This window comes from Flagellimonas meishanensis (assembly GCF_019880545.1).
GTDB lineage: Bacteria > Bacteroidota > Bacteroidia > Flavobacteriales > Flavobacteriaceae > Flagellimonas > Flagellimonas meishanensis.
Window position 1 is genome coordinate 163,014 of record NZ_JAINVW010000001.1, and the last position, 15,443, is coordinate 178,456.

At 43.1% G+C, this 15,443-nt stretch carries 14 protein-coding genes; 9 read left to right on the plus strand and 5 right to left on the minus strand.

The window, feature by feature from the left end:
* Positions 1-33: 33 nt before the first annotated feature.
* Positions 34-1,107: a helix-turn-helix domain-containing protein gene (locus tag K7G75_RS00725; RefSeq protein WP_222981747.1), complete on the minus strand. Its 1,074-nt coding sequence runs from the start codon at positions 1,105-1,107 to the stop codon at positions 34-36.
* 261 nt (positions 1,108-1,368) lie between these two features.
* Here K7G75_RS00725 and K7G75_RS00730 point away from each other — a divergent pair, with 261 nt between their 5' ends.
* A complete protein-coding gene (locus K7G75_RS00730) occupies positions 1,369-1,596 on the plus strand; it encodes a hypothetical protein (protein WP_222981756.1) in 228 nt (75 codons plus the stop codon).
* Positions 1,597-2,021: 425 nt separating this feature from the next.
* On the opposite strand, the gene K7G75_RS00735 is transcribed toward K7G75_RS00730, so the two are convergent.
* Positions 2,022-3,572, minus strand: a complete 1,551-nt coding sequence (locus K7G75_RS00735) for a glycoside hydrolase family 32 protein (RefSeq protein WP_222981758.1) — start codon at positions 3,570-3,572, stop codon at positions 2,022-2,024.
* 192 nt (positions 3,573-3,764) lie between these two features.
* Between K7G75_RS00735 and K7G75_RS00740 the strand changes: the two genes are divergently transcribed.
* The 4 genes from K7G75_RS00740 to K7G75_RS00755 all read left to right on the plus strand — a co-directional run bounded on the left by K7G75_RS00740 (position 3,765) and on the right by K7G75_RS00755 (position 6,729).
* Positions 3,765-4,382: a TIGR04282 family arsenosugar biosynthesis glycosyltransferase gene (locus K7G75_RS00740; RefSeq protein ID WP_222981759.1), complete on the plus strand. Its 618-nt coding sequence runs from the start codon at positions 3,765-3,767 to the stop codon at positions 4,380-4,382.
* Positions 4,375-5,190, plus strand: coding sequence for a purine-nucleoside phosphorylase (locus K7G75_RS00745; RefSeq protein ID WP_222981761.1), 816 nt, complete (start codon positions 4,375-4,377; stop codon positions 5,188-5,190). Before K7G75_RS00740 ends, K7G75_RS00745 begins: the two co-directional genes overlap by 8 nt.
* A gap of 101 nt (positions 5,191-5,291) precedes the next feature.
* Positions 5,292-6,035, plus strand: coding sequence for a DUF547 domain-containing protein (locus K7G75_RS00750; RefSeq protein WP_222981763.1), 744 nt, complete (start codon positions 5,292-5,294; stop codon positions 6,033-6,035).
* Positions 6,022-6,729, plus strand: a complete 708-nt coding sequence (locus K7G75_RS00755) for a TIGR04283 family arsenosugar biosynthesis glycosyltransferase (protein WP_222981765.1) — start codon at positions 6,022-6,024, stop codon at positions 6,727-6,729. The genes K7G75_RS00750 and K7G75_RS00755 overlap by 14 nt, the downstream gene beginning before the upstream one ends.
* 12 nt (positions 6,730-6,741) lie before the next feature.
* Here the strand turns inward: K7G75_RS00755 and K7G75_RS00760 are convergent, their stop codons facing one another.
* Complete coding sequence (locus tag K7G75_RS00760) at positions 6,742-7,599, minus strand: hypothetical protein (RefSeq protein WP_222981767.1); 858 nt, start codon at positions 7,597-7,599, stop codon at positions 6,742-6,744.
* A gap of 181 nt (positions 7,600-7,780) precedes the next feature.
* Complete coding sequence (locus tag K7G75_RS00765) at positions 7,781-8,797, minus strand: glycoside hydrolase family 113 (RefSeq protein WP_222981769.1); 1,017 nt, start codon at positions 8,795-8,797, stop codon at positions 7,781-7,783.
* A gap of 145 nt (positions 8,798-8,942) precedes the next feature.
* Between K7G75_RS00765 and K7G75_RS00770 the strand changes: the two genes are divergently transcribed.
* From K7G75_RS00770 to K7G75_RS00785, 4 genes are all read left to right on the plus strand, one after another.
* A complete protein-coding gene (locus tag K7G75_RS00770; protein ID WP_222981778.1) occupies positions 8,943-10,286 on the plus strand; it encodes an NAD(P)/FAD-dependent oxidoreductase in 1,344 nt (447 codons plus the stop codon).
* A gap of 75 nt (positions 10,287-10,361) precedes the next feature.
* Complete coding sequence (locus K7G75_RS00775; RefSeq protein ID WP_222981781.1) at positions 10,362-11,966, plus strand: 4Fe-4S binding protein; 1,605 nt, start codon at positions 10,362-10,364, stop codon at positions 11,964-11,966.
* Between the two features lie 102 nt (positions 11,967-12,068).
* Positions 12,069-12,758, plus strand: a complete 690-nt coding sequence (locus K7G75_RS00780) for a glycosyltransferase family 2 protein (protein ID WP_222981783.1) — start codon at positions 12,069-12,071, stop codon at positions 12,756-12,758.
* Position 12,759: 1 nt separating this feature from the next.
* Positions 12,760-14,244, plus strand: a complete 1,485-nt coding sequence (locus tag K7G75_RS00785) for a cellulose synthase family protein (protein WP_222981784.1) — start codon at positions 12,760-12,762, stop codon at positions 14,242-14,244.
* On the opposite strand, the gene K7G75_RS00790 is transcribed toward K7G75_RS00785, so the two are convergent.
* On the minus strand, positions 14,241-15,353 hold the full coding sequence (locus tag K7G75_RS00790) for an alpha/beta hydrolase-fold protein (RefSeq protein ID WP_222981785.1): 1,113 nt from the start codon (positions 15,351-15,353) through the stop codon (positions 14,241-14,243). The two genes, K7G75_RS00785 and K7G75_RS00790, sit on opposite strands and share 4 nt — an antisense overlap.
* Positions 15,354-15,443: the final 90 nt, after the last annotated feature.

Consider the following 15,443-nt stretch of genomic DNA (forward strand, 5'->3'; position numbering starts at 1 on the left):
ATAGAAGCTCGACTACGCGAAGTCGAACAAGATTTAATTGGCAGCGCGGAACTGGGTTGGGGTGGTGCCAGCATGCTTTTTGAATGCCACATTGAAGGAGGATCTTGATGAAAAGCCCACATCGTACATTATTTCTGAAACTCTTCGGTCTTTATCCTTAAGTTGGTTTTTAGCATCTTTTATTCTATAGCCATTGACAAAGTCAAAAAAGCTCTGTTCCAAGCATTCATTTATAGCTTGGGACACCAATCGGGGTGAAAAGCCGCTCTCCTTTGCCAATTGTCCAAGGGATATATCGGGTTGTCTATACGATTTTTCCTTTTCCATAAGAGACACCAAAATTTCCGAACATGTTTCACAATCCTGTATGGTGTATACACTCCCTTTATATTTTTTCCCCATAGCACTGACTATCAACTCCTCCTCATCTGTAATTGGCCTAAAAATATAGGGGTGGCCTAATCCCATATAAATAAGGCCAAGCATACAAAGTAGAATTAGGGAGGCTATGGAAAGTGCAATTGCTCTTCCAATAGATTCGGGCAGGTTGTCCAAAATTAGATTCACTATGGCCAATAGATAAAGTAGGGAAATCGCTGCCAATAACATTTGGATAAGGTTGATTCTTTTTGTTTGTGTAATGGCCCTGGTTTGCAACCAAATCCTGTGAAGCTTCGCCGTTTTAAAATAGGAGTATACCAAATAACACAACAAATGGGCAAACACAAAAAAGGTTAGGAATCTGATCTCACCGGTAGAGGTATCGATTTTCATCCAATTTTGGATCATTATCCGCACCAACAATAAACCAGAGGGCAAAAAGTGGAACAACATACGCTTTTCATGGTTAGAGCTATGGCCCAATATGAACTGTAACACCAGTGGACCATATAGTAGCCCAAATACAAAGCCAAAATGTGAAAACTCTACATATTGCAGCAACAACAGGTTTGCAAAATGCAATCCAAACACAAGGAAGATACCGGACATCCACCTATTGACGGCGTACTCCCCATTTAAGACAAAAAAAAATGCTAGAAAGATACCTACCACAACTATGTTGAAATAGATGGCATCCCCAAAGGCAAAATCAAGAGATGTATCCATGTTTTGGGCAATTGTTCTCGCAAGAAAGATTCTAGGATATAGTACCATAAAATTAGAAAATTTGCATAATACCAAAGTGAGAGATTGTTCGCTACCAACTTGTTATCAGCGTGTAAGCCCCCATAAGCCCTCTAATTGTCAGGGGATGCAATTTCAATTTGTCTTAAGGTTTTCATAAATATGAAAATCGAATAGCATTATTGGCACAAACTATGAAACTAACGATTATATTTAGTCAATCTAAATTAATTTTAAATAAAAATGACCCAGGATTTACTCACCAAGGCTGAAGAGTTCGAGAACAGAAAACTGAGCCATATGTCCACTAGCGATAGGGTTGCCGCTTCCAGGGAGGCGAAAAAACTCATACTATCCATAAATGAAATATACAAGAAGACCAAAGATGCCGGCCTCATGGACATCATGAAACGATTGACAGAAAAAAAACGCAAGATTGAGAAACGTTTGAACGGCACACCTTTGGTATGAACTTCCATAGATTGTTACATTAAAAAGGGATTTCGGATTGGAGTCCCTTTTTCTTTTCTCCCCATAACCATCTTATAAAAAACTGTCCGTTTACCATCCACAAAATTTTTGACACCGATTATATCCCATTTTTAGTCACGGACATAGTTTCAAATTGTACGGCCTTTATTATTGGTATTTTTGGTTATAGGAATTCATCTCAACCTAAACAAACATTTTATAACCATGAACACTGTAGAAGAAAAATTGGGCTATCTCTTCTGGTATTTAATGATAGCCTTGTCCATCTGCTCGCTCATCAACAGCTTGTACATATACATGAACTGACCTAAACAGGCAACAACAACCAAGTTTTCAATAGTTGACCATGTCTCAAAAAAAGGGTGCCAAACAAGGCGCCCTTTTTCCATTTCATCATGAAAGGGTTAGGGCCAAATGGAAGGCATTTTCTTTACAAAAACCAACTCCATGGCTTCTTCTCCATCATTATTGTGCACCTCCAAAGCAGTATAGGGCTGTGATGGAAAAATCTGGTCCGTCATGGCCAATAGCCCCCTGTCCAAAAAAACCTCGATGGAAGACCAATCCAAATAAATATCTATTTCATAGTGCCCGTCCGTTAAAAACTCGATGGGCATATAGTGTTTTTTATTCCCAAACTCCGGCTGAAAGTTCACTTGGCCCGAATTCATCCTGTCCAAAAGAAATGCGTTGCTGTTGGAGTCCATGGTCAGTTCCAAGGTCTCGCCCATATCATTCTTAAAAACCAGCTCAAAGTCTTTGGAGGCCGTTCTCAATCGAATTTGGGACTGGTTCAAATTGGCAATGGAGAAGGTCTGTGCCCCTTCCGTACTTATTTTGGTGCTTCCCAACAATTCCGTAGCAGCCAATGTCGCTATCTGCGGCAATGGATAGTTGGCAAGTAGATATTCGCCCTTATGCCTTCCCAAAGTAAGCCTTCTGGGCAAGGTCATAGCACTCCTCCATTTTTTTGTCGGGGTATCGCGGGCGTAGTCCCAGTTGCTCATCCATCCTATAAAAATTCGGTCGTCATTGGGCACATTGTTATAGGTGACCCCTGCATAATTGTCCGTTCCGTAATCCAGCCATTTGGGCTCTTTCTGATCGGAAATGAACCTATTGCCATCAAATTCGCCAACAAAATACTGGGTGCCGCTGCCACCATTGGGCGCGCCGGGGTTTATGCTGATGAGCAAGACCCATTTGGGTTCTTCCTCCCCTTCAACAAACAAAGGAAAAAGGTCTGGGCATTCCCATACCCCACCATGGGCTCCTTGATTTTTTCCAAAGGAACTCCGGTATTCCCATTCCCTTAAATTTTTTGATGTGTAGAACCTGGCATGGTCCCCGGCCACCAAGACCAATACCCAGCTTTGGGAACCTTCGTGCCAAAAAACCTTGGGATCCCTAAAATCACGAATGCCTTCATTTCCGATCACGGGGTTTCCCTCATATTTGGTCCAAGTCGCGCCGTTGTCCAAACTATACGCTATGCCCTGCGTTTGGAAATCATTTCTTCCTGCCTTTTCACCCTCCATGGAATGATAGGTAAATATGGCCACCAAAGGTGGTTTGCCATCCTTGCCAAAACCAGAGGTGTTTTCCTTATCCACGACAGCGCTTCCCGAAAAAATGAGACCGTGCCCGTCCGGATACAGCGCAATGGGTTTATGCTCCCAGTGTACCATATCCGTGCTGATGGCGTGTCCCCAATGCATTGGGCCCCATACAATGTCATCTGGATAATATTGAAAGAAAAGATGGTAGGTTCCTTCGTGGTACACCAACCCATTGGGGTCGTTCATCCATTTCTCTTCTGGGGTAAAATGAAACTGGGGCCGATACTGTTCCGTGAAAGCCTCAACCAATTGTTTTTCAGTTTTCTCCTCTTTTTCCTTGGTTTTGCATGCACAAACAAAGAAGACCAAAAAAATCAACAAGAGCTTGTTTTGCATCTGGGGTGGAATGGGTTATTTTTTAGTAGTAAGATAAACATAATGTAACACTTCCCATGCATTACTCTCGCTCCAAGTTTTAAAATAACCAACGCAAAACAACACTTTCGAATAAAAAAATGGTGCATCATGATAAGTACTGCATCCATTTTTTGACCAATCTCTGCGTATCTTTCGTTCCAAAACATTTTTTTGAAAAATTATCTACTCATCATATTGACCCGTAATCCCGAATTGGGGAAATGTAAGACCAGACTGGCGTCAAAAGTGGGGGATGCCGCGGCTTTGGAGATCTATAAATTCCTGTTGCAGCATACGGCTTCCATAACCAAGGACCTTCAGGTTGAAAAATGGCTCTACTACTCTGAAAAAATTGGGGTAGGTGACATCTGGGACCCGTTCCTGTACAAAAAACGAATTCAGCAGGGTGAAGATCTTGGCCAACGGATGATGAATGCCTTTCGCGATGGGTTCAATGCGGGTTTTGGAAAAATCGTTATTATTGGCAGCGATATGTTCGACCTGGCCCAAAAAGATTTGGAAGCGGCCTTTGATAAATTGGAAAAGCACGATTTTGTGCTTGGACCGGCGGAGGATGGTGGCTACTATCTTTTGGGAATGAAATCCCTAAGACCTGAACTGTTCAAAAACAAAGCATGGGGCGGAAATACCGTACTGTCAGCAACCCTAAAGGACATGGATGGCCACAACGTTTATTTATTACCTGAACGAAATGACGTGGACCGTTACGAAGATATCAAGGACATCAAGGCCTTTGAGCCCTTTTTAAAACATATGGACAATGACTAAAAAACAACTTGCAGAATCAGTTGATTATCTAGAAAAAAGAGGGTTCGATGCCCCAGAAATCGGAATTGTGCTCGGCACCGGCCTAGGGCAACTGGTGGACCAAATAGAGGACCCCATCACGGCCCACTACAACCACATCCCCTATTTTCCCCTGGCCACGGTAGAATTCCACACTGGAAAGTTGATCTATGGCACCATTGAAGCTAAAAAAGTTGTGGTGATGCAGGGACGGTTCCATTTGTATGAGGGGTATGACTTTATTGATATCACCTATCCTATCCGAGTGATGCACCAATTGGGAATAAAAAAATTGTTCGTCTCCAATGCCGCAGGGGCCATCAACCTCAACTTCAAAAAAGGAGATATCATGCTGATCGAGGACCACATAAACCTACAAGGCGGATCGCCACTTGCCTTTAAAAATGTTGCCGAATTTGGCGAAAGATTCGTGGACATGAGTGAACCCTATGATCCGGACATGCGCCAAAAAATTGAGCTTTTTGCTAAAGATCGTGGAATATCACTTCAAAAAGGCGTTTATGCCTCGGTTGTGGGACCGCAATTGGAAACCAAGGCCGAATACCGTATGCTCAAGACCTTGGGCGCGGATGCCGTGGGCATGAGCACCGTGCCGGAAGTCATCGTGGCAAACCATCTAAAACTACCGGTGGTGGCCGTTTCCGTACTGACCGACGAATGCGATCCAGATAACCTAAAACCGATTGACATCCAAGAGATCATTGCCATTGCCAATGAAACGGAACCCAAGATGATCCAGCTCTTCAAAGGTCTCATGAACGCCATTTAGAAACTTTGGCCGGTCTTTGCCCATTTTGTTGTAATTTTTGATAGTGATGAAAGGTTAGGCATTTTTTTAAGACTATTATTCCCAAATCCAACACCAAGGCAATGAACCTGTTTCAACATCTTTTTTTTGGCCTCCTGCTGATCTCGTGTCAGGGCAATGCAGAAAAATTATTGGCCCAGGATGATATTTCCCAGTTGAAGCCAAACCATCAGGCATGGAATGTCATTCTTCAAGAACATGTCGATGAAAAAGGCAATGTCAACTATGCCGCAATTGCGGAAAATCCAAAGCCCTTGGATGCGTATCTGACCCATCTTGCAGAAAACCCTCCGGCAAGCACTTGGGCCAAGAAAGAGAAACTGGCCTACTTCATCAACCTATACAATGCAGCAACGGTCAAATTGATTGTTGACCATTACCCGGTGGAAAGCATAAAGGATATTCCCTTCCGATGGAAAAAAGAATGGATCAAGGTGGGCAATGAGATCACTTCACTGAATGATATCGAGCACGAAGTATTGCGGAAAATGGATGAACCCAGAATCCATTTTGCCATCAACTGTGCATCGTTTTCATGCCCAAAACTGCTCAATAGAGCCTTTACCCCTGAGAATTTGGAAGAATTGCTCACCCAAACGGCGAAGGATTTCATCAACGATCCAAAACGCAATCGGTTTGAAAATGGGAAAGCACATCTATCAGAAATATTCAATTGGTTTAAAAAAGATTTTACAAAAGATACTTCTCTTGTTGGCTATATCAACCAGTATCTGGAACAGCCCATTTCTGAAGAAACAAAAATCTCATATCTGGATTACGATTGGAGCCTAAATGAAACCAAATAAGAACCCCTCCATCAGCATAATAATCCCCGTGCTCAACGAAGAGCGTTACATCGGCCCATTGCTGGAACACTTAAGCCGCATTGCGGGTACTTCCAACATTGGGGAGATTTTGTGTGTGGATGGGGGAAGCAAGGACAATACCCGAACGATTGCGGAGCAAGCGGGGGCCAGGGTAATCAAATCAAAACGAGGTAGGGCCATTCAGATGAATTTGGGTGCTAGAGTTGCACATGGGGACATACTGTATTTTTTGCACGCTGACACCTTCCCTCCGAAGGATTTTGACAAAAAAATACTCCATGCTGTTGAAAAAGGCTTTGAGACGGGCTGTTTTCGAATGAAATTCGACACAAGACACCCCTTTTTGAGGTTTTTTGCCTGGTTCTCCAGGATAAACCATTCCCTGTGTCGCGGAGGAGATCAATCCCTTTTTGTTTCCCGTACCATTTTTTTGGAAAGTGGCGGTTTCAATGAAGCTTACCTTATCTATGAGGATTCCGAATTCATTCGGCGGTTGTACAGGCATACACGATTCAAGGTGTTGCCCGATTACGTAATCACCTCGGCAAGAAAATATCGGGAGCTTGGCTGGATGCGGTTACAGTTTCATTTTGCCATGATTCACCTTAAAAATTACCTAGGTGCCGGACCTGACGAACTTTTCCGTTATTACCGAAAACATGTTTTGCTCTAGAGAGTTGCGCCTCTATTCCTCTATGTTAAGATCGGCATAATCCCTCATTATTCCATTCCCCAACAAGTCGGCGAACCGCCGCTGATCCACTTTTATGGAAAGTTGACCTGCCTCTCCTGGCTTCGATTCCTTATCGAGCACGAGGAGCGTTACCGCCGGAAGCAGGTTTTTGGCCAGGAACAGGCTATTTTTATCTTCAAAAATGGCACTCTCCTTGCCATCAGCCCCCTTGTTTATTCCATTTTTGCTGAACACTTTTTGAATGCTCTCCGCCAAGCGCTGCCCATCGCCACTTTTTTGATAATGGTACAGCCCTAGATTCATATTGCCTCCAACAATAGGGTCGTTTGCACGCAGCACCAGTACCCGTTGATATTTTTTGCCGTGTTTTAAATAACGCTTGTTTATGGCATCCACATAATGGCCCATTTTTGCAGGCCCCAGGAGCGACCCATCCTCAGCCATCTGTTCAGGTATCCAATCGTCCAGCAAATACACCTGTGCCCCGTGGACCATTAGATCGGCAGCCAATCTCAAGACCATTTTCTGCAAAAACCCCTTATTTGCTTGGAAATGGTTCTCTATCAATAAATAATAGACCGCTTCCTTCAGCCTGGTGCTTTTTAACGACATGCTGGCCAGTTCCTTATCAAAAATGGCTGTCTCCCCACCATCCGATGAATGCACCCGTACTCCTGTTCGCTTAAAAGAATCCTTGCTATAGGGCACTTTGTATGTCATCCCTATTTTCAAAAGACTTCCTCTATCAAGATTTTCCTTGTTGAGTTCCACAAACTCGGCATAGTGCCGAACAGGGTCCAGTCCCTGTTTTCGCAAGAGTGAGAATATCCCATCCCCCCGTTCTGCCACAGTTGTGTAATGGTCTTGTTGGGACCATGAATTAACACAAACGAGCATCGATAGCATTAAAGTCGATACCAATTTCATAAAACCGATTAAATGATGTGGGGAGTCAGGGCAAAAGTGATGAAAAAAAGCGAATAAAATGAAAAAAACAGGCGGAAGATTCCCACAAGTTAATAACAATGGCCTAGGGTCTCAATTTGCCGACCTTGGCATAGTGTTTTTTAATGACTTGTTCAGCGGGTTTATTCTGGGGGGTAAATCTGTTGTCCTCATGCCCCCCGACCTGACTGTGGTCCGTGAACCATTTCCAAAGGAAGCCACCGGTAAACCAATCCTCGTCCCAAAACTCTTCAAAAATCACCTGTGTGGCAACTTCCTGGGCTTTTAGGTTGACCCGCATCTGATTTCTATCAACCAACCAAGGTTTTTTGCCCGCGTAGTCCATGCTTCGATAACCAAATTCAGTGAACAAAATGGGCTTTTCCAAATCCTCGGAGAGCCTTTGCAATTTGTTTTTCCAAGGCTGCCAACCGCTTCTCAAGTCCTCGGCACTTGGTTCCCGCTTATCGGTCAATGGAAAGTATGCATCCACACCGATGTAATCCAACTGCGGCCAAAAAGGGGTTCTTGTATATTCATCCCAATTGGCGGCATAGGTCAGTTTTCCGGAGTATACCTTCCTCACCTTGGCGATGAGTTCCTGCCAAAATGCAGGTCGGTGCTTTACAAATTCCTCCAGCTCGGTTCCGACACAATAAATTTCGCATTGGGTCAATTGGGCAAGCTCTGCAAAGGTCATTATAAAATTGGTGTAGGATGTTTCCAATTGTTCCCAATCCTTTTCAGTTTTCATCATTAAATCCCCGGTAAACTCCCCGCGCCAAACCCAAATCTGTGGTTTTAGCATCACTTTGACACCATTTTTCTGTAAGGTCTCAATATATTGATGGGCTCCCCTCTTGGTTTCCCCGTACCATTGTCGTTCCGTATCAAAAATAAGATCGGGTGAGTTCAGGTCCCTTAAAAAACCAAAAGGCATTACTGCGGCATAATTGGCGTGGATGTCCAGAACCGGGTTTACATGGACCTGATCCACCGGCTCGCGAGATCCCACGAAACTGACACCATTAATCTTCTCCTTTTGTTGTCCGCTACAGGAGAACAGCACAAAAAGACCAATAAGGATCCAATTCTTGATCATCTGCAATAGAAAGTTCTAAATTTAAGATATTGTTGGTTAAGTGCCTCTAAAAAAGATTATTCCTTAATTAAAATCTTTCTAAATTAATCTACCGGATTAAGTTCCTATATTTAAGTGCGACACAATAGCCACAACCCAACCGATTATGGAGAACATTGTAATTATCGGGAATGGAATTGCCGGTGTCACGGCAGCAAGACATATCCGAAAACTTTCCAACAAACGAATCATTATCATATCGGGCGAAACCGATCACTTTTTTTCCAGGACAGCACTCATGTACGTTTACATGGGACACATGAAGTTTGACCACATCAAACCTTATGAAGATTGGTTTTGGGAAAAGAACAGGATAGAACTCATGCGGGGTTATGTCACAGAGGTGATCACGGATAAAAAACAGCTTGTGGTCGATGGCTCGAGGAGCGTACACTATGACAAGTTAATCATCGCCACGGGCTCCAAATCCAACAAATTTGGCTGGCCAGGTCAGGATTTACATGGCGTTCAAGGCCTGTATTCCAAGCAAGATCTAGACCTTTTGGAAACCAATGCCCCCAACAAGGATAGTTGTAAGCGTGCGGTAATCGTTGGAGGCGGTTTGATTGGAATAGAATTGGCAGAAATGTTGCGCAGCAGGGATATTCCGGTGACCTTTCTGGTTCGGGAAAGCAGTTTTTGGAACGGCGTTTTGCCCAAGGGTGAATCCCAAATGATCAACGAACACATTTTGGAACACCACATTGATCTGCGGTTGGCGACAAACCTCAAAGAAATTGTTGCGGATGAACATGGCAAGGTAAAGTCGGTCATCATTGCTGAAACCGGAGAGGAACTTCCTTGCGATATGGTCGGACTCACCGCTGGGGTTACACCCAATATCGATTTCCTAAAAGGTTCTGGAATAGAACTGGGAAGAGGTGTGAAGGTAAACCGATTCTTGGAAACCAATGTGAACGATGTATATGCCATCGGTGACTGTGCAGAACAACACGAGGCCATTGGCAATCGCAGGCCCATTGAAGCAGTATGGTACACGGGAAGGATGATGGGAGAAACGGTGGCACAGACCATTTGCGGAAACAAAATAGAATACAAGCCCGGACATTGGTTCAACTCGGCTAAGTTTTTGGATATTGAATACCAAACCTACGGTTGGGTCTTTTCTGAAAGGAACAAAAAAAATCATGAGGAACATTTTCACTGGCGACATGCGGAGGACAAAGTTTGTATCACTGTGGCTTTTGATAAGGATTCAAGAAAATTTTTGGGCATCAACACCTTCGGTATTCGCATGCGGCATGAGATCTTCGACCGCTGGTTGACCGAAGAAAGAAACGTGGATCATGTGATGGAGCACCTTATCGATGCCAATTTTGATCCCGAGTTTTATAGGAATTATGAATCTGAAATTGTGAACAAATTCAACGCAGATCACGGAAAATCCATCACGCCAAAAAAGAAAAGCTTTGCCCGCATTTTCGGTTGAGGCAGTAATAAAAAAATTGATTTGAATTTGAACTTGACATTTGAACTTTAACTTGATACTTGAACTTTAAAGCATATGAGCACATACGATAGAAGCATGGCCCTTACCGGCCAACCTCCAAAAAGCCTCAACAGAAATCAGAAAATGGCAACACTGCTGGGCATGTTCGGCCTTGCCATAATGCTGTTGGCCGTTTTCAATGTTTCTTTTCCCCAAAAAGGACTTTGGCTTTCCATATCGTTGGCTGCCATTTTTACCGGAACACTTTGGTTTTCGTGGGAAGCCTACTCGGAAAAACTCCCGGGCATAAAAAATGATGGAGTTTGGTTCAAGTCCATTTCAAGTAAAGGTTTCTGGGGGTGGATTGCTGGCATCTCCTTGACCGGGTTCTACATCATACTCTATTTCTACCCGGAATATCTCGGCCTCGTGCAAGGGGGCGACAATAAAGGCGTAATCGCCCTATTTGATCCCCTAAGCAAAGCATTGAGCGGAAACGCTGCCAGTCAGTGGTTTGTTTACGGAACATTGTACACCGTGGCCATTTTGGCCTTTGGTATCAAGTTTATGTGGAAATACCGCCATAACCGATACGAGCGTATCCGCACCATGAGCGTCATGTTCTTTCAGACAGCCTTTGCCTTTATCATTCCAGAGCTTATGGCCCGTTTGAATGGTGACAAAATATTGAATGGCGGTAGTCTTCCCTATTATGATCTGAAAAATGTCTGGCCCTTGAACTATTATAATTTTGAAGGGTATAGGATCAAGGCTTTCCTAAGTTCTGGAGACATCGGTTTTGCTTTGTTGATATTTGGTATCCTGTCCATATTCGTCATCACACCCATCCTTACCTATAAATATGGTAAAAGATGGTATTGCTCCTGGGTCTGTGGTTGTGGTGGATTGGCGGAGACCGCGGGAGATTCTTTCAGACAATTGAGCGATAAATCCCTGAAAGCATGGAAAATTGAACGTTGGGTGGTCCACAGTGTGGTGGTTTTCGTCACGTTGATGACCACTGCGGTAATTTATTCTTATTTGGGAACCGACACCAGCAAGTATTGGCTCACCAAAAGCACATTTTTGATTGGGATTGCCACCTTGCTGACCCTGGTATTCGCTTGGGTGATGCTTTTCAAAAGAGCGCAGTTGCAAAAGGATGCACAATATGGGGCCATCGGATACTTCGTAATCATCATGGCCCTGATCGGCATGCACTTTTTCAGTGGTGATGGCAATGTATTTCTGTTTAAATCGGAAACACTACGCAAATCCTACTCCTTTTTGATTGGAAGCATTTTTTCCGGAGTTATTGGCACAGGCTTCTACCCCATTTTCGGAAATAGGGTGTGGTGCCGCTTTGGCTGCCCCATGGCCGCCATTTTAGGGTTTCAACAACGACTTTTCTCCCGATTTAGGATCACCACCAATGGCGGACAGTGTATTTCCTGCGGAAACTGTTCCACCTACTGCGAGATGGGCATCGATGTGCGTGCCTATGCACAGAAAGGAGAGAATATTGTGCGCTCCAGCTGTGTGGGATGCGGGATATGCTCCGCGGTTTGCCCAAGAGGTGTTCTAAAATTGGAAAACGGCCCATTGCAAGGTAGAATCGACAGCAACCAAGTCCTTTTGGGCAACGATGTCGATTTAATGACCTTAGTAAATCAAAAATGATTTGGGCTTTGGGTTTTTCAACCAATTTTTCCTCATACAAAAGTACAGAATAGTTTAGTTTTGGCATCCTCAACCGCAAAACAAAAACGCCCAATCCAGGCCATGGCAGTCATCAAGGTCATCATTCCAGCCATAAACGAAGGGGATTCCATCGCCAAGGTCATTTCAGAATTGCCAGCTTCGGTCTCCGAGATCATCGTGGTGGACAATGGTTCTTCCGACAACACAGCCGAAAATGCAAAAAAAGCCGGGGCTACCGTAATCACCGAAAACCAGAGGGGATATGGTTCTGCCTGTTTAAAAGGACTGCATTACGTCGACGAACAATCCAAAGTGCCCGACATCATCGTATTTATTGACGGTGACTATTCAGATTATCCTGAAGAGTTGGACAAAGTGGTCGCCCCCATTTTGGAACAGGACATTGATTTTGTGATAGGTGCGCGAAAAAAATCGCTCAGGGAACCCGGTTCCATGACACCGCAACAGGTTTTTGGTAACCAATTGGCCACCTTTTTAATGAAAATCCTGTTCGGGGCAAGATTTACGGATTTGGGACCTTTTAGGGCGATTAAATATGAAAAGCTCAAAAAATTGGACATGCAGGACCAAACTTATGGATGGACGGTGGAAATGCAGTTGAAAGTATTGCGCAACAACATGTCATATACCGAAGTACCAGTACGTTACAAACGAAGAATTGGGGTGTCAAAAGTTTCAGGTACGGTAAAAGGTACTATATTTGCAGGCGTAAAAATTTTAGGTTGGATTTTTAAATACAGTATAAAGTAACATGGGACTAGCTATTACATACATCATTATTGCTATTTACAGTACGGCCTTGATCTTGATTTTTCTGTACAGTCTATCCCAATTAAATCTTTTGATCAACTACTTGGGATACAAAAAGCGTAATGAGGTAGCTCCCAAATTCAACCTATTGGATCCCAAGGAAATTCCATTTGTCACCATCCAACTGCCCATCTACAACGAGGAATATGTGATGGAGCGCCTGCTGGACAACATTGCAAAAATAGAGTACCCAAAAAGTAAACTGGAGATACAGGTTTTGGACGACTCCACCGATGATTCCGTCATTGAGACGGCAAAACGTATCGAGGAACTTCAAAACACCGGTCTTGATATCCAGCACATCCGAAGAGAAAACAGGCAAGGCTATAAGGCAGGTGCCCTGAAAGAGGGATTGGAACATGCCAAGGGAGAGTTTATCGCCATTTTTGATGCCGACTTTCTTCCGGAAAGTGATTGGTTAAAGAAAACGGTTCCCTATTTCAAGGATGAGGAAATTGGTGTGGTACAGACCCGTTGGGGACACATCAACAGGGATTATTCCACGCTTACCCGTATTCAAGCTTTTGCTTTGGATGCCCACTTTACCTTGGAACAGGTTGGAAGAAATTCCAAAGGCCATTTCATCAACTTCAATGGCACCGCCGGTATCTGGAGAAAAGAATGCATCTATGATGCAGGCAACTGGGAAGGCGATACCCTGACCGAAGATTTGGACTTGAGCTACCGTGCCCAATTAAAAAACTGGAAGTTCAAATATTTGGAAGATGTGGAAACTCCTGCTGAGCTTCCCGTGGTGATCAGTGCAGCACGTTCCCAGCAGTTCCGATGGAACAAAGGTGGTGCGGAAAACTTTAGAAAAACGGTTTGGAATGTCATCAAAGCGAAGAACATTCCTTTTAAGACCAAATTCCACGGAGTGATGCACTTATTAAACAGTTCCATGTTCCTTTGTGTGTTTATCGTGGCGCTCTTCAGCATTCCAATGCTCTACATCAAAAATACATTTGGGCATCTGGATTGGGTTTTTGAAGTGACCAGCTTCTTTATCGTGAGCACAATTATCTTGTTCATCTGTTATTGGTTCACCTACAAGAGCATTCAAGGCAGCAGTTTTGACAATTTTGTGGACTACATCAAATTGTTTTTTACCTTTTTCTCCGTAGCGCTCGGGTTTTCCTTGCACAATACGGTTGCTGTTTTGGAAGGCCATTTGGGCAAGCGCAGTGAGTTTGTGCGAACCCCCAAATTCAACATCAATAACCTGACGGATTCTTGGAAAGGCAATAAATATTTGGCGAAAAAACTATCCCCCAACATGATTTTGGAATTCGCTCTGATGATTTACTTCCTGTTCGGTATGTACAGCGCTATTCCTTTAAATGATTTCGGATTATTTCCTTTTCATTTAATGTTGTTTTTGGGCTTTGGTTTTGTATTCTTTAAGTCGCTCACTTCCAAAGCTTAATCTAACAATTTTTCAAGGGCTTCAATTCTTTTCTTTACATAATCCGTAGGGAATAATTTGTAGGCCATCTCGTAGTTCTCCTTGGATATTGCGTATTTTTTCAAATCGAAATTAATGTCTCCCAAGGCCGTGTAGGGAATAGGGACATTGGGATAGACTTGCTTGTAGTAATTAAATATTTTCCTTGCTTCAATGCTGTTGTCAGCTTCAAGTGCACCATAACCCCGATTGAATAAAATACGCTGAGGCACACGCTTGTCATAGTCAAAAGTGCTTCCCACTTTTTCATAATACTCCATAGTCTTTGAAAAATCAAAGTTATTATACTCCTCCGGTAACTGAAAAGAGTCGAAAATAAATTTAATACCATCAAAATAAGCCTTCCAAGGAACCGTAACATGGGATTCATCCAAATATTCTTTATAGGTAAAACCTAAAAAACTGTGGGATTCCAGTAGTTTCTTCAATCGTAATACACCTTCACGCTCCGGTCCAACTTCATTTCCTATCCCTATAAAAAATGGTTTTTCGGATTGTGTCAATTTCTTCATGAAATCTGGTGTAAAACTATCCAGCAGTTTAAAATTATCCCATCGTATGGTAGGTGTTATCGTGACTATGGCGTTAAAAGCATCCATATCTTGAGTTATGGCATATGTGGCAAACAACCCACCCAAGGAATGTCCCAGTAAGGTTCTGAAATCAGATATCCTATAATCCTCCTCCAAACGCTTCAACAATTCCTCATTGATGAACCGACAAAAACTATAAGCATTGCCACTACTGTCAATTTCAGGTGTATTGGAAAAAGTCAAATCCCTTCCTCTATTGGTATTCACAATAGCGGCCACAATAATCTTTGGAAAACCGTTTTGGTATAGCAATTTTGTGGCCCTATAAACCATATCAAAATGCCATTCCCCATCGGTGAGCAAAAGCAAGGGGTACTTAAAATCTTCCCCATCGTATTCATAAGAATCGGGCAGCCCAATTAAAATCTGCCTTTCTTCATTTAATATATTTGAAGTAAGTGTTAGCGTTTTAGGTTGGGCATGCATGTTAACATTGCCCAACAAAACCATGATTACTATTAGTTTTATATTTTGCATTGTAGTTTTATTGTTTTTGCTCTTTACCGCTATCAATTTTATGGCAATAGTTTTTAATTGGGGGTGTGTAGACCTGAATTATTTCTGAAT